Annotated in this window: 19 protein-coding genes; 8 read left to right on the forward strand and 11 right to left on the reverse strand. The window is 61.7% G+C overall.

Translation table 11 applies throughout. From position 1 onward, the window contains the following. Positions 1 to 21: 21 nt before the first annotated feature. The 8 genes from araG to IB277_RS27615 all read left to right on the forward strand — a co-directional run bounded on the left by araG (position 22) and on the right by IB277_RS27615 (position 7,901). Positions 22 to 1,536, forward strand: a complete 1,515-nt coding sequence (gene araG / locus IB277_RS27580) for an L-arabinose ABC transporter ATP-binding protein AraG (protein ID WP_192358812.1) — start codon at positions 22 to 24, stop codon at positions 1,534 to 1,536. Continuing rightward, positions 1,533 to 2,483, forward strand: a complete 951-nt coding sequence (gene araH / locus IB277_RS27585) for an L-arabinose ABC transporter permease AraH (RefSeq protein WP_029742703.1) — start codon at positions 1,533 to 1,535, stop codon at positions 2,481 to 2,483. The genes araG and araH overlap by 4 nt, the downstream gene beginning before the upstream one ends. 3 nt (positions 2,484 to 2,486) lie before the next feature. Then, the gene (locus tag IB277_RS27590) at positions 2,487 to 3,374 is read left to right on the forward strand and encodes an aldose 1-epimerase (RefSeq protein ID WP_192372110.1); all 888 of its coding nucleotides are present in this window, start codon (positions 2,487 to 2,489) and stop codon (positions 3,372 to 3,374) included. 330 nt (positions 3,375 to 3,704) lie between these two features. After that, complete coding sequence (locus tag IB277_RS27595; RefSeq protein ID WP_210339675.1) at positions 3,705 to 4,148, forward strand: PRC-barrel domain-containing protein; 444 nt, start codon at positions 3,705 to 3,707, stop codon at positions 4,146 to 4,148. Positions 4,149 to 4,469: 321 nt separating this feature from the next. Continuing rightward, positions 4,470 to 5,702, forward strand: a complete 1,233-nt coding sequence (gene proV / locus IB277_RS27600) for a glycine betaine/L-proline ABC transporter ATP-binding protein ProV (protein WP_192372112.1) — start codon at positions 4,470 to 4,472, stop codon at positions 5,700 to 5,702. 22 nt (positions 5,703 to 5,724) lie between these two features. Next, positions 5,725 to 6,609 carry a proline/glycine betaine ABC transporter permease gene (locus IB277_RS27605; protein ID WP_192372114.1) on the forward strand — a complete coding sequence of 295 codons (885 nt, stop codon included), beginning with the start codon at positions 5,725 to 5,727 and terminating at the stop codon, positions 6,607 to 6,609. A 71-nt stretch (positions 6,610 to 6,680) separates the two neighbouring features. Next, positions 6,681 to 7,556: a glycine betaine ABC transporter substrate-binding protein gene (locus IB277_RS27610; RefSeq protein ID WP_192358820.1), complete on the forward strand. Its 876-nt coding sequence runs from the start codon at positions 6,681 to 6,683 to the stop codon at positions 7,554 to 7,556. A gap of 78 nt (positions 7,557 to 7,634) precedes the next feature. Beyond that, complete coding sequence (locus tag IB277_RS27615; protein ID WP_226020894.1) at positions 7,635 to 7,901, forward strand: helix-turn-helix domain-containing protein; 267 nt, start codon at positions 7,635 to 7,637, stop codon at positions 7,899 to 7,901. Positions 7,902 to 8,054: 153 nt separating this feature from the next. Here IB277_RS27615 and IB277_RS27620 read toward each other — a convergent pair whose 3' ends face one another. The 11 genes from IB277_RS27620 to IB277_RS27670 all read right to left on the reverse strand — a co-directional run bounded on the left by IB277_RS27620 (position 8,055) and on the right by IB277_RS27670 (position 20,729). Next, the gene (locus IB277_RS27620) at positions 8,055 to 8,966 is read right to left on the reverse strand and encodes an FAD:protein FMN transferase (protein WP_192372116.1); all 912 of its coding nucleotides are present in this window, start codon (positions 8,964 to 8,966) and stop codon (positions 8,055 to 8,057) included. A gap of 4 nt (positions 8,967 to 8,970) precedes the next feature. Beyond that, entirely contained in the window at positions 8,971 to 9,552 is a 582-nt protein-coding gene (locus tag IB277_RS27625) for a nitrous oxide reductase accessory protein NosL (protein ID WP_060580809.1), read from the reverse strand. After that, a complete protein-coding gene (locus tag IB277_RS27630) occupies positions 9,549 to 10,370 on the reverse strand; it encodes an ABC transporter permease (RefSeq protein WP_192372118.1) in 822 nt (273 codons plus the stop codon). The genes IB277_RS27625 and IB277_RS27630 overlap by 4 nt, the downstream gene beginning before the upstream one ends. Continuing rightward, positions 10,367 to 11,266 carry an ABC transporter ATP-binding protein gene (locus IB277_RS27635; protein ID WP_192372120.1) on the reverse strand — a complete coding sequence of 300 codons (900 nt, stop codon included), beginning with the start codon at positions 11,264 to 11,266 and terminating at the stop codon, positions 10,367 to 10,369. Before IB277_RS27635 ends, IB277_RS27630 begins: the two co-directional genes overlap by 4 nt. Next, positions 11,232 to 12,560, reverse strand: coding sequence for a nitrous oxide reductase family maturation protein NosD (locus IB277_RS27640; protein WP_192372122.1), 1,329 nt, complete (start codon positions 12,558 to 12,560; stop codon positions 11,232 to 11,234). The genes IB277_RS27635 and IB277_RS27640 overlap by 35 nt, the downstream gene beginning before the upstream one ends. A gap of 3 nt (positions 12,561 to 12,563) precedes the next feature. Continuing rightward, positions 12,564 to 14,492, reverse strand: a complete 1,929-nt coding sequence (gene nosZ / locus IB277_RS27645; RefSeq protein ID WP_060520860.1) for a TAT-dependent nitrous-oxide reductase — start codon at positions 14,490 to 14,492, stop codon at positions 12,564 to 12,566. A 35-nt stretch (positions 14,493 to 14,527) separates the two neighbouring features. Next, the gene (locus IB277_RS27650) at positions 14,528 to 16,687 is read right to left on the reverse strand and encodes a NosR/NirI family protein (RefSeq protein ID WP_192372124.1); all 2,160 of its coding nucleotides are present in this window, start codon (positions 16,685 to 16,687) and stop codon (positions 14,528 to 14,530) included. Positions 16,688 to 17,181: 494 nt separating this feature from the next. Continuing rightward, positions 17,182 to 17,889 (reverse strand): iron-sulfur cluster repair di-iron protein, encoded by a 708-nt coding sequence (gene ric / locus IB277_RS27655; RefSeq protein WP_060580840.1) that lies wholly within the window; start codon positions 17,887 to 17,889, stop codon positions 17,182 to 17,184. A 167-nt stretch (positions 17,890 to 18,056) separates the two neighbouring features. Continuing rightward, entirely contained in the window at positions 18,057 to 18,404 is a 348-nt protein-coding gene (locus tag IB277_RS27660; RefSeq protein WP_192372128.1) for a DUF6522 family protein, read from the reverse strand. A 440-nt stretch (positions 18,405 to 18,844) separates the two neighbouring features. Then, complete coding sequence (locus IB277_RS27665) at positions 18,845 to 20,155, reverse strand: epoxide hydrolase family protein (protein WP_192372130.1); 1,311 nt, start codon at positions 20,153 to 20,155, stop codon at positions 18,845 to 18,847. 133 nt (positions 20,156 to 20,288) lie between these two features. Then, positions 20,289 to 20,729: a VOC family protein gene (locus IB277_RS27670; RefSeq protein ID WP_029742721.1), complete on the reverse strand. Its 441-nt coding sequence runs from the start codon at positions 20,727 to 20,729 to the stop codon at positions 20,289 to 20,291. Between the last annotated feature and the right edge of the window lie 109 nt (positions 20,730 to 20,838).

The raw sequence follows: 20,838 nt of genomic DNA on the forward strand, positions 1-20,838 counted from the left end.
CGTTCCGTATCGGAGCCGCATATGCAAGACTTCCTCGAATTCCAATCGATCTCCAAGGGCTATCCCGGCGTCCAGGCGCTGTCGGACGTCTCGTTTTCTGTGCGCAAGGGCGCCGTCCATGGCCTCATGGGCGAGAACGGCGCGGGCAAGTCGACGCTTATCCGCCTGCTCTCGGGCGACCAGTCTGCCGATAACGGAGAGATCCGTATTGAAGGCGAAGCACAAGGCTATCGCTCCGTGCGCGATGCGTTTCGCGCCGGTGTTATCGTCATCCACCAGGAACTGCAGCTCGTTCCGGAACTGACGGTCGCCGAAAACCTCTGGCTCGGCCACTTCCCCGGCAAGGGCGGGGTCATCGATCGGCGCCAGTTGCTTCGCGTCGTCGGCGAGAAGCTTGCGGACATCGGCATTGACGTCGATCCGTCCGCCAAGATCGCCTCGCTCTCGATCGGCGAGCGCCAGATGGTCGAGATCGCCAAGGCCGTCATGCTTGATGCGCGCGTCATCGCGCTCGACGAGCCGACCTCGTCGCTGTCGTCCCGCGAAAGCGAAATCCTCTTTGCCCTGATCGAACGCCTGCGCTCGAATGGCACCGTGATCCTCTATGTCTCCCACCGGCTCGACGAGATCTTCCGGCTTTGCGACAGCCTGACTGTGCTGCGCGACGGCAAGCTCGCCGCCCATCATCCTGACATTTCCAAGGTCACGCGCGACCAGATCATCGCCGAGATGGTCGGACGCGAGATCTCAAACATCTGGGGCTGGCGGGGCCGCGATCTCGGCGCGGAACGTCTGCGCGTCGACGCGATCTGCGGTCCGAAGCTGAAGACACCCTTGAGCTTCTCGGTCCGGCGCGGCGAGATCCTTGGCTTTTTCGGCCTGATCGGCGCTGGCCGCAGCGAGATGACCCGGCTGGTCTATGGCGCAGACAGACGCCACCAGGGAACCGTGACGATCGACGGCGCGATCGTGCCGGCCGACAACCCGCCACAATCGATCCGCGCCGGCATGGTCCTGTGCCCAGAGGACCGCAAGTTCGACGGCATCGTTCAGGGGCGCAGCATCGAAGAAAACATGGCGATTTCGTCGCGCCGGCACTTTTCGCCCTTCGGCATCCTGAACCGCAAGAAGGAAGCGGAACTGGCGGACCGCTTCATCGCCAAACTTCGGGTGCGCACGCCGTCCCGCAAGCAGGACATCATCAATCTGTCCGGCGGCAACCAGCAGAAGGTCATCCTTGGCCGCTGGCTCTCCGAACAGGGCGTGAAGGTGCTGATCATCGATGAGCCGACGCGCGGCATCGATGTCGGCGCCAAGTCGGAGATCTATGAAATCCTCTACGAACTCGCTGGTCAGGGCATGGCGATCGTCGTCATCTCCAGCGAATTGCCCGAGGTGATGGGCATTACCGACCGAATCCTCGTCATGTGCCAGGGCCGGATCGCCGCCGATTTCGCGCGCACCGATTTCGACGAAAGACGCATCCTCGCCGCCGCCCTTCCCGATGTTCCAACCGAGCAGGTTCAGCCGTCATGACTTCCTTGAAAAAACTTCTTCTCGGCGAACAGGGTCTGGTCGTCATCTTCGCCGTCGCCTTCGCCATCGTGGCGCTGACGGTTCCGAACTTCTTGACCGAGCGCAACATGCTCGGCCTGCTGCAGTCGGTCGTCACCATCGGCATCGTCGCCTGCACGATGATGTTCTGCCTGGCCTCGCGTGACTTCGACCTGTCGGTCGGCTCCACCGTTGCCTTCTCGGGCATGGCCGCCGTCATGGCATCGAACGCCTCGGGTTCGATCCTCGTCGGCCTGATTGCGGCACTCCTGTGCGGCGGCTTCGTCGGCCTCGTCAACGGCGTGGTGATTGCGCATTTCCGCATCAACGCGCTGATCACGACGCTTGCTACCATGCAGATCGTGCGCGGTTTCGCGCTGATTGCGTCTGACGGTCGCGCCGTCGGCATCAACGACCCGAGCTTCTATCAGTTGGCACTGTCGAAGTTCCTGGGCATCCCGACGCCAATCTGGGTGATGGGTTGCTTCTTCCTCGTCTTCGGTTTCGTGCTGAACCGCACTGTCTTCGGCAAGAACACGCTCGCGATCGGCGGCAACCCGGAAGCCTCACGCCTCGCCGGCGTCAATGTCTCCAACATGCGCATATGGATCTTCGCACTGCAGGGCCTCGTCTGCGCTGTTGCCGGCGTGCTGCTCGCCTCGCGCATCACGTCAGGCCAGCCGAATGCGGCAACAGGTCTCGAACTTTCGGTCATTTCGGCCTGCGTGCTCGGCGGCGTCTCGCTTGCCGGCGGCCGGGCGGCGATGACCGGCGTGATCGTCGGTGTTCTCATCATGGGCATTGCCGAAAACGTCATGAACCTGCTCAACATCCAGGCCTTCTACCAGTATGTCGTGCGCGGTCTGATCCTTCTGCTCGCGGTGCTGCTCGACAATCTGCGCTCGGCCGCCGCCGGTCGTCGCAGTTAGGGCATGACGGAAGACATCGTCCTCCTCGAAAACGAAGAAGGGCTCACTGTCGAGGTGAGCCCGCTTGGCGGCGCGATCCTGTCGGCCCGCTGGCGCGGTACTCCTTTACTGGCGCCGACGTCGGCACCGGGGCTTGCCTCGCAAGTGTTCGGCGCCGAGGCCTGCTTTCCGCTGGTGCCCTTTGGCAACCGCATTGAGGCCAATGGCTTCCAATTCGACGGTCGCGACTACAGGCTGGAAGCAAACACGATCGATCCGCTCGTTTTGCACGGAGACGGCTGGCTTGGACGCTGGTCGATGCTGCAGCGCGATCGGCAATCGCTCACCCTTCGCTTGGACCAGGAGGCAAGCGTTGCCACACCCTTTGCCTATGAAGCGATAGAGACGATCGCCATCGACGGACCGCGCCTGATCCTCTCGCTCTCCATCACCAACCGCGCCGACCAGGCCCTGCCATACGGACTGGGCTTCCATCCATTCTTTCCGCGCACGCCTGAAACGCGCCTCATCGCCCGTGCCGACCGATACTGGAGCGAACGGGAAGGTCATCTGCCAGACCGCCCCGGCCCCATCCCTCAGAACATGAACTTTGCATTCGGTTCCCCCTTGCCCCCGAACTGGCTGAACAATGCCTTCGACGGCTGGGATGGACGAGCCCGCATCGAATGGCCGGAAACGGGGCTTGCCGCTTCGCTGGAAGCCGATGGGCATTTTCGGTTCTTCGTTCTCTACTCGCCGTCGGCGACAAGCAGCTTCTTTTGCTTCGAGCCGATGAGCCATCGGCCGAACGCGCACCGCGATCAACGCGACGGCGGCCTCGTCCGCCTGCAGCCTCTCCAGACTGTGACCGGAACGATCGCGCTCAGCGTCGAGGAACTGGCGAGCGGGTAACAGTTCGCAAAGAGCGGTTTCGCATCCAGCAATCGTTTACAAGTAACCCTGGGTGAAATTGCTTTAAGTGAAAACTTTTGGTTGCTACCGCGGGGTCCTCGCGCCTGTGCGAACAGCCGGTGCCAGCGCGCCACACGGGATAGCTGCGATCGACCGCCCGGTCGCGGGTCTCCGGTAGAGATTGTGCAGGCATTGGGGACGAAGGCGAAAAGATCAAAGACTTCGCAAGATTGCTTATACCAATGATTCCGTGGAACTTTTTTGAGCAGGCTCCGTTTAGAAGCCGCCACGACCGCCCCGGTCGGTGGCGAGACTGAACAGGAGATATGCATGAATTATGTGACCGCCGCCGCGCTTTCCCTTGCCCTCGTTTCCAGCGCTGCCTTCGCGCAAGAACCCGCAGCAAACGGCGCAGATGCGATGCTGGTCGGCCCTGGCATCACGATGGGCACCACCGCAACGATGCCGCTGAAATATGTGGAAATCAAAGACACCGATATCGTCAATTCACAGCTCATCGGCGTCGATATCTACAACAAGCAGAACGAGACGATCGGCGAGATTTCCGACGTCGTCATCGGCGACGGCAAGTCCGTCATCGGCATCGTCGCAAGCGTCGGCGGTTTCCTCGGCGTGGGCGCGAGCTATGTCGTCATCGACCCGGCGTCAATTGCACTTGCCAACGACAACGGCACTTGGAAGGCCTATGTCGACACCAACAAGGATGACCTCTCCAAGGCACCAAAATTCGATTACGGCAAGCTGAAGAAATAGTGACCGGCCCTGCCGCGCGCGTTCGCTTCTCCGGCGAACGCGTTTTCGTCTTCGGGCGCCTGCACATCCGCCACCGAATAACCGCATTCAGAATGCGCGAAAGCATTCCATTTTCTGCGACAAATACCGCCATGACTTAGTTTTCTATTCTCACAATGTGGACATTTCTGCACGAGTGTGCCAAAAGACAATCGGATTGCGACATGATGTCGTATTTGCGCAGGCCTTTCTGGTCGTGCGCTTCTCCGTTTCGCTGATCGTTTCATCAGCCTTTCAAACACAAAGGAGAGTGCCCCGCTTCCGGAGCCGGGCCCAGAACATATGGCATTTCAAACTGAGAGCGACCGCTCGGCCGACGAGCAACCGGTCAAGATCAGTATCAAGAACGTTTTCAAGGTTTTTGGCGAGCGGCCGGACGAGGCGCTGAGCCTTCTTAAAGCCGGCAGCACGAAGGCGCAGATCCACGCCGAGACGGGTTGCACCATCGGCGTCAACAACGCGACCTTCGACATTCGGGCCGGCGAGATCTTCGTGATCATGGGGCTTTCGGGTTCCGGCAAGTCGACGATGCTGCGCCTCCTCAACCGCCTGATCGAACCGACCTCCGGTTCCATCGAGATCGATGGCAAAGACGTAGCACGCTTGCCGCGCAGCGAACTGATCGCCTTGCGCCGCCGCGACATAAGCATGGTCTTTCAGTCCTTCGCGCTGCTGCCGAACCGCAGCGTTATCGACAACGCGGCCTTCGGCCTCGAGGTCGCTGGCGTCGGCGAGGCCGAGCGCAAGGCCCGCGCCCGAACGGCTCTGCACGCTGTCGGGCTGGAAGGATACGACGACAGCCGCCCCGACCAGCTCTCCGGTGGCATGAAGCAGCGCGTCGGCCTTGCGCGAGCGCTCGCCGCCGAGCCCTCCGTGCTCCTAATGGACGAAGCCTTCTCTGCTCTTGACCCGCTGATCCGCACCGAGATGCAGGACGAACTTGTCCGCCTTCAGGCCGAACACAGTCGGACCATCGTCTTCGTCAGCCATGATCTCGACGAAGCCATGCGGATCGGCGACCGCATCTGCATCATGCAAAATGGTGAGGTCGTGCAGTTGGGCACCCCGGACGAAATCGTATTGATGCCCGCCAACGACTATGTGCGGTCGTTCTTCCGTAATGTCGATGTCTCTCAGGTCTTCCGCGCCGGCGACGTCGCCCGCAAGACGCAGGTGACGATCATCGAGCGACAGGGTGTTTCGGCCGCAGCTGCACTCGAGCGCATGGAACATTACGATCGCGAGGTCGCCATCATTCTCGGCCGCGACAAGACCTATCACGGCATGATCAGCCGGTCTTCGTTGATCGCAACCGCCCGCGACGGCGCCGCCGATCCCTATCGGCGCGCCTTCCTGCCGGATATCGAGCCGATCCCGGCGTCGGAAAGCTTGTCCAACGTGCTTGGGAAGGTGGCTGCAAGCGCGTTCCCAATGCCTGTCATCGACGAAGCCAACCGCTACCTCGGCTCGATCAGCAAATCCGCGCTACTCGAAACGCTCGATCGCACCGCCTGATCCAGCCCTTCGGAGACAATCCATGACTTTCGATATCGGTGACGGCGTCGACAGCGCCGTCAACTACATCCTCGACAATTTCGCACCGCTGCTCGATCTGATCGCTGCCGCCATCGGCACCGTGACCAACAGCATCCAGGCGGCACTTCTCGCCGCCCCCTTGGCCCTAGGGCTCGCGATCTTCGTGCTTTTGTCGCTATGGCGCGTCGGCTTCGGCTTTGCGGTCTTTACCGCCCTTTCACTGATGCTGGTCGAACACATGGGCCTTTGGTCGGCGATGATGGAAACCCTGTCGCTCGTCATCGCATCGACGCTCGTTGCCATGCTCATCGGCCTGCCGCTTGGCATCGCCATGGCGCGCAGCGATCGCGGCGCGGCATCCGTGCGGCCCATGCTGGACCTCATGCAAACCATGCCGGCCTTCGTCTACCTCATCCCGGCGGCGATGTTCTTCGGCCTTGGCGCCGTGCCCGGGACGATCGCTACGGTGATCTTCTCGATGCCGCCGGTCGTGCGGCTCACCAATCTCGGCATCCGTCAGGTGCATGTGGAGTTCATCGAGGCCGGCAACGCCTTCGGCTGCACCGCCTGGCAGCTGCTCGTGAAGGTGCAACTGCCGAACGCCATGCCTTCGATCATGGCCGGCATCAACCAGACGATCATGCTTTCTCTCTCCATGGTGGTGATCGCCTCGATGATCGGTGCGGGCGGCATCGGCAACACGGTCCTGACCGGCATCCAGCGTCTCGACGTCGGAACCGGTTTCGAAGGCGGTCTCGCCGTCGTCATTCTCGCCGTCATTCTCGACCGGATCACCCAGAGCTTCGGCAAGGAGCGCGCCAGCCCGTGGCGCGTCCTGTTCCGCCGGCGACAGGAACAACCCCGGACCTCCCCCGTCACTGCCTGACGCTGCGGACTTTCCCATCCATCTGGCAGCGTTCGTGCTGCCGCTTGCAATCGTTCAAGAAAGGAACATCCATGTTCAAGACCCTTGCGACCATCAGCCTTGCGGCCAGCATTGCCGCCGGTACGTTTGGCGCGGCTGCCGCAGAGGAAAAGCCACCCGTCAGGATCGGCTGGGCCGCCTGGTCGGACGCCGAGTTCGTCACCAAGCTCGCCGCAAAACTGATCAAGGACGAGCTCGGCCAGGAGGTCGAACTGGTCCAAACGGACATCGCTCCGCTTTACCAGGGTGTCAGCCGCGGCGACCTCGATGCCATGATGATGGCTTGGCTGCCGGAAACCCACGCCGACTACTTCGCCAAGGTGAAGGGCAAGGTAACGACCCTCGGGACCGTTTACGACGGCGCCAGGCTCGGCTGGGTGGTTCCGAAATACATTCCCGAAGACGCCATCGCCTCGATCGACGACCTCAAGAAGGACGATGTGAAGGAGAAGCTCAAGGGCAGGATCGAGGGCATCGATCCCGGCGCGGGCCTTACGCGTCTGTCCGAGCAGACAGTCAAGAACTACGCGCTCGACGGATACAAGCTGCAGATCTCCAGTGAGGCCGGCATGCTGACGACCATTGACCGGGCGATGCGCAAGAAGGATTGGTTTGTCGCCACGGCCTGGAGCCCGCATTGGATGTTCGGCAAGTACGAGCTTCGCTATATAGCGGATCCGAAGAACGCGCTCGGCAAGGCCGAACGTGTGGACGTGCTGGCACGCAAGGACATCGAAAAGGACAATCCGGAAGTCTCAGGCCTGCTGTCGCGCATGAAGCTGCCGATCGGCGATCTCGAAGCCGCGATGTTTAACGCCCAGCAGACCTCCTACGAAAAGGCTGTCGACCAGTACATCGCGGATCATCCCGACCAGATCAAAGCCTGGCTCGCCAAGGACGGTGGCTAAGCTCTGCCACTCGCGTCCACAACCGACGCCCGCGATCTCGTTGCGGGCGTTCCTCCCGACAGAAGGATCATCGACATCATGAACGACATGCTTGCACCCCGCGCCACGGCCGACGCCACCGACGACACGATCGGTGGCCGCATTTCGCTTGCCCGCGATGCCATCAAGCTTTCGATCGAAGAGATATCCGCAATCGCGGGTGTTACCGAAGAGACCTGGATCAGCTGGGAAAATGACCGCGCAGAACCGAGGGCCAACCGCCTCGACATGATGGCCGGCATCCTGCAGGTCAACATCGCCTGGCTTCTCGATGGGCGCGGAACAGGACCAGTGGAGGCGAGGTAGTCCGCAAGCACTGCCCCGTTCGGCGCGCTCAGGAAGAACACCAACACCGTCACAGGCGATCGTCGCTGCGGTCGCAGCCGCCTACCTTTCGCCGATCGGGGTCGAGACGGATCCGACCCTTCTCAAGCCCCCGATGACCCTTGGTCGCCCACCTTAAACGGAGGCGGCTTCCAGGCGGACGCCGTCAAAACGCGCGTTCATCGCAACGATCGATCCTGCATCCGGCATCAGGCATGCGGCCGTCGCCAGCGCGTCGGCGATGGCAGCGGATGGTGCCGACACCGAGACAGAGCGCCAGTTTGCGGGCGCGGGCATTCCGGTCAGGGGATCGAGAATATGTCCGTCTCTGGCTGCTTGATCGAAGGTCGTGCCGAGAGGGGCGGAGGTGGCGACCGCTCGCTGGCGCAGCGGCAGGCGCTCGCCTGATTCCAGTCGGACTGGCCATCCACCGCCGCCCGGTTGTCCCCCGAGCGCACGGAACTCGCCGGTATCGATCAGAATGTCCGTCAGTCCCTCAGCTTCAAGCATTGCTGCTACGCGGTCGGCGACGTACCCCTGGCCGATGCCGTTCAACGTTAGCGCCATGCCCGGATGCAACGTGATCGCTGCTGCATCGAGCTTGACCTTGCCCCAGCCGACGTTGCCACGCACGCGATCAACGTCCGCCGGGCCGGGTCGCGTGCCGTTTGCAGCCGATTGAGCCCAGAGCGTCCAGAGCGGCTGTACCGTCGGATCGAAGCGCCCGCCGCTTGCCAGGTGGACTGCGTTGGCCAGTGACAGACATTCCAAAAGCTCGAATGGCGGGTCTTGAAGATGACCGTCGCGGTTCAGCCGGCAAAGCGCGCTGTTGGCACGGTAGAGGCTAAGGATGTTTTCCAGACGGTCGATCTCCGCCATGACCCTGGAGACGATCGTCCCGGCCTCGGGGTGCGCAATCCGGATCGAGGCACGCGCGCCAAGAGCCTGACCTGTCCAGAAGCGGGTTGCCGCGTTGGCGTGGGCGATGGCGGGCGCCGTTGCGAGAACTGCAGAAATTGCAATCAAGCGGCGTCGGGTCAGCAGCATGGGGTCAACCTCCGGCTGGATGGGGCAATGCGCGCAGACGGCCGAGATAGTCTTCGTCGTCCGCTCGCGGTTCCGAGCCGGTCTCCACCGGCGTCAAAACCATGGCATCGGTAATATCGGCGAGCGCAAGCACCTGGCCGCCCTCGGCAAGAACGAAGGCCGCAGCCTCGTCGCGGCTTGAAAACGGCACGGCTTCGGGCGCACCCATGCCGCCTCGCCGGGCAGAGCCGACCACGTAGAACGCCTTGTCGGCGGCGATCCAGTTGCCGTCACCGGGCTGGTCCCACGTTGCCCCCGTAGCCCCCATGTCATTGACATAGATGACGAGGATCGGCGCAATCTGCTCCGGCCCACGCGCATAGGCGATCGCATCGCGCACCTGACTGAAGAAGAGCGGCGCCGGGCTTCCTTCCAGAAAGATCTGGGCCTTCGGGCCGGGGTGCTCCAGAAGGTTCATCTGGCAGTAATGACCGAGGGTCTCGGGCGTCATGTCCTGCGGCACGATGCTTTGGGCTACGTCCTCCTTGCAGGCGGAAAGCAGCGCCAGAGCGGCCGCGACGAGCACGAAGCGAAGTCGGGTCCTCATGGGGTCACCTTTCGGAAGGCTGCGGCGGCAAGGGCTATGGCGGCGAGTGGCCAGGCGAGAAGGGAGGCTGCCGATTGCCAGAGCGGGATCGTGCCGGCGGCGCCACCCAGTCCGCCTGCGGCAGAAACGGCCTGTGCGGCCGAGAGGTTAAAGACGCGAAAGGCGTCGGCAGGGTTGGCAAGCAGCGCAACGGGCAATGCGTGTGTGGTGAAGGCACCGCCTCCATCCGTCACGATTAACGCCAACAGGGCGAGGTCGTAGATCACCACCGCCACCAACCAGAGCGCGATGGCCAAGCCCGCCGCCCCCGACGGCCGTCGCGCCAAAGCCGAAAGCGCATAGCCGGTGCCAAGAAAGGTCGCACCCAGCAGCACCGAGGACCAGATCAGCCGCCATAGGGCGCCAAGCCCCGCGGTTGCTCCAGGATCGAACCAGACGGCTGCGAGCGCCGCCGCGCCGTAGCCAAGCGTCACGGCAAGACCGAGGATTGCGAGATGCGCCAGAAGTTTGCCGAGCAGAATCTGCAGGCGCGAGACGGGATAGGTGAGAAGCAGTGGCAGCGTGCCGCGTTCCACTTCGCCAGCCACCGCATCGAAACTCATCAGCAATGCCAAAAGCGGAACCAGATAGACCGCAAGCGAAGTGAGCGAGGCGACCGTTACGGAGAGCCGGTCGACGCCGACATCGCCCGTCGGGGCAGAGCCGGCGGCGGCCAGCACCAGGGCGAACAGCACCATCATGCCGGTGGCGATAGAGACCCAACGATTGCGCAAAGCGATACGGAATTCGCTGACGGCGGTGGCAAGGATGCGGCTCATTGCCCGTCCCTCCGGCTGAAGTGGCTGTAGATGTCCTCGAGGCTGGGCGGGATGACATCGAGATCGGCAATGGCGCTCCCAAGCGCCGCAATGCGGGCAAGGAGCGCCAGTTTTTCCGACTGCGAACCGCGAAGGCGCAAGAGACCGTCCTCCCCTTCCACACCCTCGGGAAAGGTCGCTGCCAGCGCCGACGCATGACCAGGTGCGGGGCGAACGGAAAAGGCGACCGGAAGTGCCGCGCGGGTCCGAAGATCGGCAAGCGTACCTTCTGCCACCAGTTCCCCACCGGAAAGGATGAGGATGCTGTCGGTGCGGGCCTCCACCTCGGTCAACACGTGGGAGGAGAGCAGGATGGCGGTTCCTTCTGCGGCCAACCCGTCGAGCAGGTCATAGAAGTCCCGTCGCGACACCGGGTCCAGGCCAGAGGTCGGTTCGTCCAGCACCAGGAGACGGGGGCGGCCGATCAGCGTCTGGGCCAGACCCACCCGCTGGCGCATGCCCTTGGAATAGGTACCGATCCGACGCCGCGCCGCGTGGCCAAGTCCGACCCTCGCAAGAAGCTCTGTGGCCTGCTTCGGGTTTTCGCCACGCAGTGCGAGATAGTGGCGAAGCTGTTCTTCTCCCGTCAAAGCCGGGTGAAAGGCGACATTTTCCGGCAGATACGCCACCTGGGTCCGCGCGGCGGGCGAACCGGGCGCCGAGCCGCAAACAGAAACCTCGCCGCTGTCGAAGGGGATGAGGCCAAGCACGATCTTCATCATCGTCGACTTGCCCGCACCGTTATGGCCGAGCAGTGCCGCGCGCCGTCCCGGCTCCAGCGCAAGGGAAACGGACTTGAGCGCTTCCACCGATTGGAAGCGCTTAGTGAGCCTGGAGATTGTCAGCGTCGGTGTCATCGTAATTTCCTTCAGTCCAGCGCCCTGCGGCCTCGGCCTCATAGGCAAGGATTTCGAGCGGGACAGGGATGGTCAGGGGGCGCATCAGCGGCGCGCTGTCGCGCACGCCTCCAGGCAGCGTGGCGGGAAAATCCCGTTGGCTCCAGCGAACGATCTGCACGGCCGGCGAGCCGGTGAGCAGGCTTGCCGCGGGCTGCGACCAGAGGATCTGGTCCATCAGGTCGTTGGGGCGGTAGAAACTGTCGGCAACGCCGTCGCCGTTGAGGTCGAAGGCCGGATGATCGGACCAGAAATTGCCCCGGCCTTCATGGCTCCATTCCATATTGCGGGTGCCGACGTATTTGACCTGCTCGCGGTTGGCGATGAAGGCGTTGCCTGTCAGCACATTCTTTTCCGAACCGGCGGTGAAATGTATGCCAATGCCGCAGCTCTCGAAGCGATTTCCCCAGACCAGGTTCTTGTGGGCGTTGTAGATGAACAGGCATTTCTTCGTGCCCCCGCGCACCAGATTGCCTGACACGTCGGCATTGTTGGCATAGTTCAGCATCAGCCCATGCTCGCGGTCGCCGAGGCTGAGATTGTTCAGGATCTTCGCGCGGTTGGAGAACATGATCGCAAAGCCCAGATGGTTTCCGATCGAGATGTTGTCGGAAACCTCGGTGTTGCGGGTGTACATGAAGTGCACGGCAAAGCGCAGGTCGCGCATGATGTTGCGGCGATAGATGCTGTCGGCGCTGGCGTTCGAAAAGATGCCGTCGCGACCGTAGCGGATAATGTTGTCTTGAAGCAGCGTACCGGGGCTGTTCCAGACATAGATGCCGTTACCGCGCTCGTTCATGCGGGCGCTGCGCGTGCCGGTGATCTCGTTTCCGGAGACAATCGTGTCGCGGCCGCCATGGACGTCGATGCCGTGCATGTTGTCGGTGACGAGCAGCTTTTCGACACGGGCGCGATCGGCGCCTTGAACGATTTTGACCCCGGCGTCGAGATCCTGGTTGATGCGACCCGAACCGGTGACGGTGAACCCCGTCAAGGTGACGTCCGACGCGGCAATCGTCACCACGCTACCCTGCTTAAGCCCATTCACCACCGCTCCACGCGGACCGGTGATGGTCAGTGGTCGGTCGATGGTGACGGGGCCGTCATAGGCCCCGTCGGTCAACACCAGCACATCGCCGGGTTCAGCCCCGGCGATGGCTGCGGCAAGACTGCCCGCACCCGGCACGACTGCGCGCTCCGCCGCTAAGAGCGGAGAGGCGAGAAGAAAGCCGATCAGGAGAACGGACAGCCGCATCGATCAGGCGCCCTTCGGTTCCACGAACATGCGGCCGCGCATTTCCATGTGCAGGGCATGGCAGAACCATTGGCAATAGTACCAGTAGACGCCAGGATTGGCCGCAACGAAGGTAACGGAGCTCGTCTGTTGTGGGCCGACCTCCATCGCCACGCCGTGATTGCCCATGGTGAAGCCATGGGTAAGGTCATCGATCTCATCGAGATTGGTGACGATGACCGTGACTTCGTCGCCCTCCTTCACCGTAAAGCTCGGCTGGCTGAAGCTGGGTGCGACCGAGGTCATGTAGACGCGAACCTTGTTGCCGTCGCGGATCACGGCCTCGGTCCATTCGTCGATGTCGACCTCATCGGCCTCGGCCTGCTTGCGGGTTTCGGCCCACAGCGGATCCTTGCGATCCCAGACCGAGCGGATGTTCGGCAGGATCGAGGGGGAGACGGCGATGGCGTCATGCGGCTCGGCGAAGGTCGGGCCGTCATGGACCAGCACCATCTTGTCACCGGAAATGTCGATCAACTGATCGTTTTCCGGCTTCAGCGGGCCGACATTCAGGAACCGGTCCTTGGAGAATTTGCACAGGCAAACGAGCCAGTCGTTGGCGGCATCGAGCGTTTCGCCCATCACCGTCTTCAAGTGGCCGGGTTGATACTGAACGTCGAGCTTGTCCTTGATCGGATTGATCTTCTCACCGGCGTAGGCGCGGATGGCCTCATCGATGTTCCACTTTACCACCTGGCTGTCGAGGAACAGCGAGGTATAGGCGTTGCCGCGCCCGTCGAAGGCGGTGTGCAATGGGCCAAGGCCCAGTTCCGGTTCCGCAACCACCGCGCTGCGCGGCTCGGCATTGTCGTAGAACAGGGCATCGAACTTCGTCACGTCCAGCACGGTGACGGTTGGCGAAAGCTTGCCGGCAACGCACAGATGCTTCCTGTCCGGCGCCATGTTGCAGCCGTGCGGGTTGTTGGCGATCGGGATGTAGCGCGTGAAGAGCGACTTGGCCTCCTTGCGCCCGTCCACCACCTTGACGCCGTTGATCTCCTCATATTGGCCGGCCTTAATGGCCTTCTCGATTTCGGCGATGTTGAAGACGACGATATGGTCCATCTCGGACTTGGTCATCTCCTCCAGCGTCATGCCCATTTCGGAGTTGTAGCTGGTGGAGAACGCCCACTTGCCCTCGTAGTCGGCATCGCAATTGTCGAGGTTGCCCGAGACCTTCACCTGCCAGGCCACTTCCCACTTGTCGGCATCGACGGCGGTGAAGATGTTCACGTAGGTCGCCACGTCCGTCATCGTCGAGCCGTCGTTGACGAGCGGGGCCTCGTCCTCGCCGTTGCAGAACACATAGTTTGAACGCGGCCATTTCTGCGGACGCATGCCGTGGATGCCCTTGGCGTTGGGGATCTCCAGGATGGCGTCGGTCTTCATCACGTCGCAGCGCACGCGCGCCACGCGCGTATTGGCCTTGTCGTTCATGAACAGGTAGCGACCGTCATATTTACCGTCGGTGAAGGACATATGGACGTGATGCAGGTCGCCGTTGTCGTGGATTTTCTTGCCGTTGGCGGCAAGCTGCTTCTTCGTCTTTTCCGTCATCGTGCGCTGATGGATCCGGATCGATTCATTGGTCTGCCCCCAACCGGTGGCCGAGCAACGGTTGAACACCGGCACGCGCATCAGTTCGCGCATCGAGGGAATGCCGAGAATGCGCATCTCGCCGGTCTGACCGGAGGACCAGAAGCCGTAGTAATCGTCGAGCTTGCCCGGTGCGACCGAGCCGTCGGCGCCCGTGGCCGCACGGGCCGGTGTCGCCAATCCTGCAGCGCCGAGGCTGAGTGCGGCCGGCCCTACAGTGCCCGCCAGAATGGCGCTGCCTGCAGTCGCGCTGAAAAGTGCTCGCCGGCTTAGTCCCTTGTGTTCCTTTGATTCCATGATCTGGTTCCTTTTTGCTTGAACCTTGGCTTCGATTAAACTTTGGCTGCGGGTTGATGGGTCGGCACGCCGCCCGGGCTTGCCGCAAGCTTCGCCCGCGACTTCATCTTCTTGATCACGACGGGGCAGACGGTTTCGGACTGGTAGAGCACCTGGCAGTGCAGGCAGTTGATGCACTCGTTCGGATTGATCTCGCCGGTCCGGTGGATCGCCTGCACCGGACATTGGTGGGCGCAGGTCTGGCAGGGGTTGCCGCATTCATGGTAGCGCTTGAGCCAGTCGAACATGCGTATGCGCGCAGGGATCGCAAGCGCCGCACCGAGCGGGCAGAGGTAGCGGCAATAGAACCTCTCGACGAAGAGCCCGGCGACGAGAAGTGCGACTGCATAGGCCACGAATGGCCAGGCGCGGATGAACTTCAGGATGATCGCTGTCTTGAATGGCTCGATCTCGGCCAGATGCTCTGCCTGCTCGACGCTCATCAGGGAGACCCCGAAAAGGCCGAGGAAGATCATGTATTTGATCGGCCAGAGCCGCTCGTGCAGGCCCCATGGCAATGTCCATTGCGGGATACGCAGCTTGCGTGCTATCTGGTTGGTCAGCTCCTGCAGTGCGCCGAAGGGGCAGAGCCAGCCGCAATAGGCTCCTCGTCCCCAGAACAGGAGTGCCGCGGCAACGGCAAACCACAGGATGAAGGTGAGCGGATCGAGCAGGAAAGCCTGCCAGCTGAACCCGTTGACGAGACTGCCGAAGAGCGCCATCAGATTGACGACAGAAAGCTGCGCGTTGGCATACCAGCCAAGAAAGACCAGCGTTACCGTCAGGAAGATGATGCGAAAGATGTAGAACGCTCGCGCGTTCCTGACCGCATAGGTCTGGAAGAAGAACACGCCCGTCAGCACGACCAACATGGCGCCGAGCACGACAATCTTCAGCTTCGAGTCGTCCCAGATGCGTTTCCACAGGTCGGACTGTGCAGTCCCCTCGTCACGATCAGCAACGGCTGCAACGTCCTTCACCGGTGGTGGCGCGACAGCACGCAGATACTTCTGCGGAAGCTGGTAACCCAGATCGAAGGTATGAAAGACTTTTTCGACCGGTCCAACCTCACGTTGGGCCAGGAGCTGTATGCGGAAAGGTTTTGTCGGGTCGAAGCCGAGGCCTGCTTTAATGCGGAACAGGTCCATCTCGTTGTATTCCGGCGCACCGGCAAGCGAGATTGCGCCCAGGCGACGGTGGTCGCGATCACGAAAGCGAACGGAAACATCGTCCTGGATCAGCACGATGCGATCAAAGATGCCGCCGCGCACATAGCCTGATCCCTTGAAGGAATAGAGCCCGCGTCCGACCACGGCGATCGCGTGTTCGCCTTCGCCAAGCCAAGCCTGAAGGTTTTTCTCTTCGGCTGCCCCGAGAAAGGCCTTGCCGATGGAAGGGACCGAGACCAGTGCCGCCTGCATCTCGATGAATGTCGTTTCCGGCGCTTGCGCAATCGCGCGCTCGCGGGCGCGCTCATCGGGATGGGCGGCGAAAGCAGCATTGACCTGCGCAACGTCGAGCGACAGGCGGCGCAGCGTGCCGTCACCTTCTGCCTCGACCCAGTCGGCCGGCGCGGTAGCCGCGGGATCGATTTCGAAGCGCGGGCCGGCATTGTCCGCTTCCGGTGTCAATCCGCCAAGCCCGAGCGCGCGCGCAACCTTTAGCCCGGACCGGACGATCGAATCGTCGATGACCATGACGGTCACCGTCGCGCCCGAGATGATATCGACTTCGTGGGTCGTGCCGCCGGATTTCGCCTCGGCGACGAGATCAAGGCCTGCGTAGCCGGCAACAAGCGCCTTTACCTTGGCGTCGGGAATGCCGATGAGGACGATGGGTTCCGAATGTTTCACCAGCCGGACGCCGACGATCTTCGCATCCTTGTCCACCGCCACGAGCGTATGGATGGGTTTGCCGGAATAGCCGGTCGTTCCGACGAAATCCGAGGTCACGAAAACCCACGCCACCGTCTGGCCGCCCTTCAGCACCGGGGCCGCCGCCACATCATCACGCACAGCGCCAAAACCGTCCGCTCCTGGCACAAGATCGGAGGCTGTGGTGGTCGGCAAAAACTCCTGAAGCACCGATGCTGCGCTGGCGGATACAGCGCCCCACAGGCTGAGGCAGAGAAGAAGGACAAGACGGAAGAGTTTCATTCCAGGGTGTTTTCCCGCAAATCGTTGCCGGAGCATTGAAACTTTGGCGCGGGACATTCTTTGATCTAGCTCAAACAAAGACAGCTTCGTTGATTGCAATCCTTGATTGCCGCTGTCGTGCACGGATTGATGCTCAGGTGGAGCTGGGGAAAGGACTTTGCGTCAAGCTGGCGGCTGACCGGCGCAAGAACAATACCTTTGAAGTCGGATCGCCCGGCCCATGGTCTGCCCTCCCCGCAATATCTGCCAGGGGACGGCAGGCAGCCCGTCACCCACAACTACTGCGGGTCGTGCGAATAAATTCCGCCCTGTGAGCTCGGCTCGCGAAGAGCAGATTGATCGCCGCCGTGCCTCGTGGGGGCACGTCGGCACCAGCTCAAAACAGTGAAAGTGTGCCCGGCGCTAAGCGCCGGGTCGGATTGCGTGCAAAGAGATGTGTGAAGCTCCGCCTCCTCCCGTTGGGCAAAGCGATGCCGGAAAGACCTGTCAGGGCCTCACCCCGCGGAACGCGCTGCTGGCGAGAGAGCGGAACCCTCAAATGCATCAATGCCGGCGAACCGCGGAAACAGAACGCTGTTTTCCAGATGCATATGTGTAACGAGATCGTCGCAGAATTTTTGAACCCCGACATAGAGCGCCGTCCAGGACCTGCAGGCCCCGTCCGGAAGCGTAAAACCATGCGTCAAATGCTCGATCACGGCGAGGCTCCGGCTCTCGCATGCATGATCGTCCCGCATGCCGGCAATCAGATGTCGGATGTCCGGATCGGGCTCATGGCGCATCATCGGAAAGAGCGCAAGCTCTTCCCGCGCCATGTGGGGAAGAAGGTGGTCCTTGAGCTCGGCCAGCGCGTCGGCAAGACCAAGTGGCGCGGAGCGATGAGCACCGTGGACGTGCTCCACCTTTTGGGCAAGCGGGATCAACCATTCCAGATCGGTGCGGTGGGTCTGGTGATAACGCTCCAGAATATGAGCGATAAGCTCACCTGTGGCATCCGGAGCCTCGCGTCTTGCGGCAAGCTCCAACGCCTGAAGCCGAGCGAGCAGATCAGCGGCCTCTATGCCGGCATCCGCGGCCGCTTGCGCAAGCGGTACATCGCCACCACAGCAAAATCCGATACCGTGCTGTCTGAAGAGTTCCGCGGCACCGGGAAGCTCGCACGCAATCACTCCGACGGCTGTGTCCAATGTGTATTCGGTCAATGTGCTCTCCTTGGCGCCTAAAAGGTCATGATCCGCAATCGATTTCAAAGCGGGGCGATCCATGATCGTTGTTCAAGGGAGAAGCTGGGGCAGTTTTTCCAATCGTTCTTTGTCGAAACGCAACTTTATTCCGGAAGGATCGCAATCGTTGAAGATCTGAATGACCGTTAAGGGCCCTTGCCGCTGGTGCCGTGGCGACGGCGCCAGTTCGCCAGGCGCTCGCGATCGATCGTGAAGACTTCATCGATCACGGTGCCATCGGAAGATACGGTTGCAGTCCAGAGACGCCCGCCGCACCGAAGCGTCAACCGGAATGTGCCCAGGTGCTCCCCTTGACCGATCTCAACCTGGCTCTTGACTTCTCCCCGGCCGACGCGATTTCTGAGCTCGGTCGGGGGCAGACGCAGTGCCGACGACATGGTCGCCGCCGGCAGGGAGAAATCGCCACTGGCGTCGCGCTCGACGCGCAAGATTCGCCGGTTTGTCAGTGTCAGCATAGAGCTTTTCTTTTCCATGATGTGTCGTCCCTCGCTCGCGGACGAGGCCCCTTGAGACGGTCCCGCGATGCGTCAAGGCGAACGGTAAGAAGATCGAGCAAAAAGCCGTCGTCAATGCCAGCAGCCGGGATGCTGGCAAACAGTTCAGCAACCTCAATCGTGCAATCGCATAACGTTGGATCCCTCTGTTCCATCTCGACCATGATTTGAGCCCTCCAATGTGCTCGATCCGCGAAACCCGGCTGCTCCTTGCTAGATGTTTGGCGTCAGGCCTCGTTGCGCTAACGCAAGCTTTCGACGCGGCCGTCAAATTCCTCGCCATCATCGACATCCCGGTATCGCATCGGATCAAGCACGTCGGCTACTGACTACTCGACTTAAGTATTCTGCCGCAAAGCCGATACCGATGCCGGCTCCGCGCGGAGCTTGCTTGGTCTCTTGGAATGGCGATCCGTCGTCTAAAAGCGCATAGACTTGAAACCTGCTCTGATCTCCTCGACGAAGATTTCGGGCTCCTCCCAGGCGGCGAAGTGCCCACCCTTTAAGGCGCGGTTGTAGTAGACGAGCTTTGGATAAGCCTTTGACAGCCATTGTCTCGGTGGCCGATAGACCTCGCCCGGAAAGACGGTGACGGCCACAGGAACCCTGGCTGGCGTGAGCTTCGCGCCTGCCTTGACGTTCTCCCAATAGATACGTCCGCTTGAGGGCCCTGAGTTGGTCAGCCAATACAAGGTGATGTTGTCGAGGATGGCGTCCTTGCCGAGCGCCTGTTCCGCATCGCCACGCGTGAACACCCAGTCGGCGATCTTGTCCAAGAGCCAGGCTGCAAGTCCCACCGGTGAATCGGCAAGGCCGTAGCCGATCGTTTCCGGGCGCGTACTGAGGATCGAGGCGTAGCCGAAACCATTGTTCAGGAAGTCGCGAGCCTCGTCGAAAACCTTCTTTTCATCGGCAGACATGGTCTCGGGAGCCGGCCCGCCATTCTTCAACGCCTTGGCAGCGTCCGCTGGAAGCGTCGTCGAACGCTCCACCCTGTTGACGTGGATGCCAAGCAGTCCGGCTGGCGCCTGACGCGCCAGGGCATCGCTGATGATCGCGCCCCAATCACCGCCTTGCGAGACATAGCTGTTATAGCCGAGCCGCTTCATGAGGGCGTCCCAGGCACGTGCGATCCGTTGCGCCTCCCAACCGGTCGTGTCTGGTTTTTGCGAAAAGCCGAAGCCTGGGATTGAAGGGATGACGAGATGGAAGGCGTCTTCGGCCTTGCCGCCATGTGCAGTCGGATCCGTCAGCGGATCAATGACGTCAAGCAGTTCAAAGATCGAACCCGGCCACCCGTGGGTCATAATCAGCGGAAGAGCGTTCTCATGGCGGGAGCGTACGTGGATGAAATGGATGTCGAGCCCGTCGATCTTCGTCAGGAATTGGGGAAACGCGTTCAGCTTGCGCTCTGCCCGGCGCCAATCATAGGAGGACTGCCAATACTGCGCGAGTTCACGAAGCTTGCGCTGCTGGACGCCCTGGGACCGATCCGAGACGGTCGCGCTGTCCGGCCAACGGGTTGCGACCAGGCGCCTTCTGAGGTCAATGAGGGCATTTTCAGGAATGTCGACGTTGAATGGTTGGATGGCATCGCCCGTCGCCGTCGCTTTCACGGCTGCGATGCCGGTTCCGGGCAGCACGGCGGCGGCTACACCGATCGCGGCGCTCCGAAACAGAAACGAGCGTCGCGTGAGCGGCCCGTCGCCAGCCTTGTTTTCCAGGTTCATTTCAAAAAACTCCTGTCCGCTAATCCAGAAGGCGCATTGGAGAGATCCGCGCAGAGCTCTTGTTCAAAAGATGCGCGGAAACAGGTCGAGCGGGGGCTCGCCCCGCGCGACGGCCCCCGCACTCCATTGATCATCAAACCTCGTCGGGGCCTTTGCGGTAGACGAGAAACTTGTTGCCTTCGGGATCTCGGAAATAGGCACAATAGGGGTCACCGCCGTCCGGTCCTCTCGGACCGGGAGCACCCTCGTCGGAACCTCCTGCTTCCAATGCGGTGGCATGAGCCTGATCGACCTGGGCTCGAGAGCGCGCTTCAAAGGCGACCATGGTGCCATTGCCGGCAACCGCTGTCTCTCCGTTAAAGGGCTTCGTCACACCGAATTCGAGGGTACGGTGGCCGTAATAGACAGCACGTCCGGGCTGGACGAGCACGCGGCCGATGCCGAAGACGGCAAGGAGCTTGTCATAATAAGCCGCTGCGGCATCGAGGTCGTTCGTGCCGACGGTAGAGTGGCCGGCGAGCGCTCTTGTCTTTTCCGCGATCTCCTTGTGCGGGGAGGCCGTGATGTCGTTCATTTTCCTCAGTCCTTTCGTCGCGAGTGACGGTCTCGTCTCGCTGCTTCGTTCGGGATCGTCGCTAAACCCGGCGATCCATGAATGACGGGAATCTACGGATCGCACCTGC

Origin of the sequence: Ensifer sp. ENS07 (assembly GCF_014852185.1) — a bacterium.
Lineage (GTDB): Bacteria > Pseudomonadota > Alphaproteobacteria > Rhizobiales > Rhizobiaceae > Ensifer > Ensifer adhaerens.

Bases quoted from the DNA above. Each gene is read 5' to 3' on its own strand.
- IB277_RS27635 (WP_192372120.1), bottom strand. From the start codon at position 11,266: ATGACACCGACGCTGACAATCTCCAGGCTCACTAAGCGCTTCCAATCG.
- IB277_RS27630 (WP_192372118.1), bottom strand. From the start codon at position 10,370: ATGAGCCGCATCCTTGCCACCGCCGTCAGCGAATTCCGTATCGCTTTG.
- IB277_RS27615 (WP_226020894.1), top strand. From the start codon at position 7,635: ATGAACGACATGCTTGCACCCCGCGCCACGGCCGACGCCACCGACGAC.
- IB277_RS27625 (WP_060580809.1), bottom strand. From the start codon at position 9,552: ATGAGGACCCGACTTCGCTTCGTGCTCGTCGCGGCCGCTCTGGCGCTG.
- proV (WP_192372112.1), top strand. From the start codon at position 4,470: ATGGCATTTCAAACTGAGAGCGACCGCTCGGCCGACGAGCAACCGGTC.
- araG (WP_192358812.1), top strand. From the start codon at position 22: ATGCAAGACTTCCTCGAATTCCAATCGATCTCCAAGGGCTATCCCGGC.
- araH (WP_029742703.1), top strand. From the start codon at position 1,533: ATGACTTCCTTGAAAAAACTTCTTCTCGGCGAACAGGGTCTGGTCGTC.
- IB277_RS27605 (WP_192372114.1), top strand. From the start codon at position 5,725: ATGACTTTCGATATCGGTGACGGCGTCGACAGCGCCGTCAACTACATC.
- nosZ (WP_060520860.1), bottom strand. From the start codon at position 14,492: ATGGAATCAAAGGAACACAAGGGACTAAGCCGGCGAGCACTTTTCAGC.
- IB277_RS27595 (WP_210339675.1), top strand. From the start codon at position 3,705: ATGAATTATGTGACCGCCGCCGCGCTTTCCCTTGCCCTCGTTTCCAGC.
- IB277_RS27640 (WP_192372122.1), bottom strand. From the start codon at position 12,560: ATGCGGCTGTCCGTTCTCCTGATCGGCTTTCTTCTCGCCTCTCCGCTC.
- IB277_RS27670 (WP_029742721.1), bottom strand. From the start codon at position 20,729: ATGAACGACATCACGGCCTCCCCGCACAAGGAGATCGCGGAAAAGACA.
- IB277_RS27660 (WP_192372128.1), bottom strand. From the start codon at position 18,404: ATGGAAAAGAAAAGCTCTATGCTGACACTGACAAACCGGCGAATCTTG.
- IB277_RS27665 (WP_192372130.1), bottom strand. From the start codon at position 20,155: ATGAACCTGGAAAACAAGGCTGGCGACGGGCCGCTCACGCGACGCTCG.
- IB277_RS27650 (WP_192372124.1), bottom strand. From the start codon at position 16,687: ATGAAACTCTTCCGTCTTGTCCTTCTTCTCTGCCTCAGCCTGTGGGGC.
- IB277_RS27590 (WP_192372110.1), top strand. From the start codon at position 2,487: ATGACGGAAGACATCGTCCTCCTCGAAAACGAAGAAGGGCTCACTGTC.
- IB277_RS27610 (WP_192358820.1), top strand. From the start codon at position 6,681: ATGTTCAAGACCCTTGCGACCATCAGCCTTGCGGCCAGCATTGCCGCC.
- IB277_RS27620 (WP_192372116.1), bottom strand. From the start codon at position 8,966: ATGCTGCTGACCCGACGCCGCTTGATTGCAATTTCTGCAGTTCTCGCA.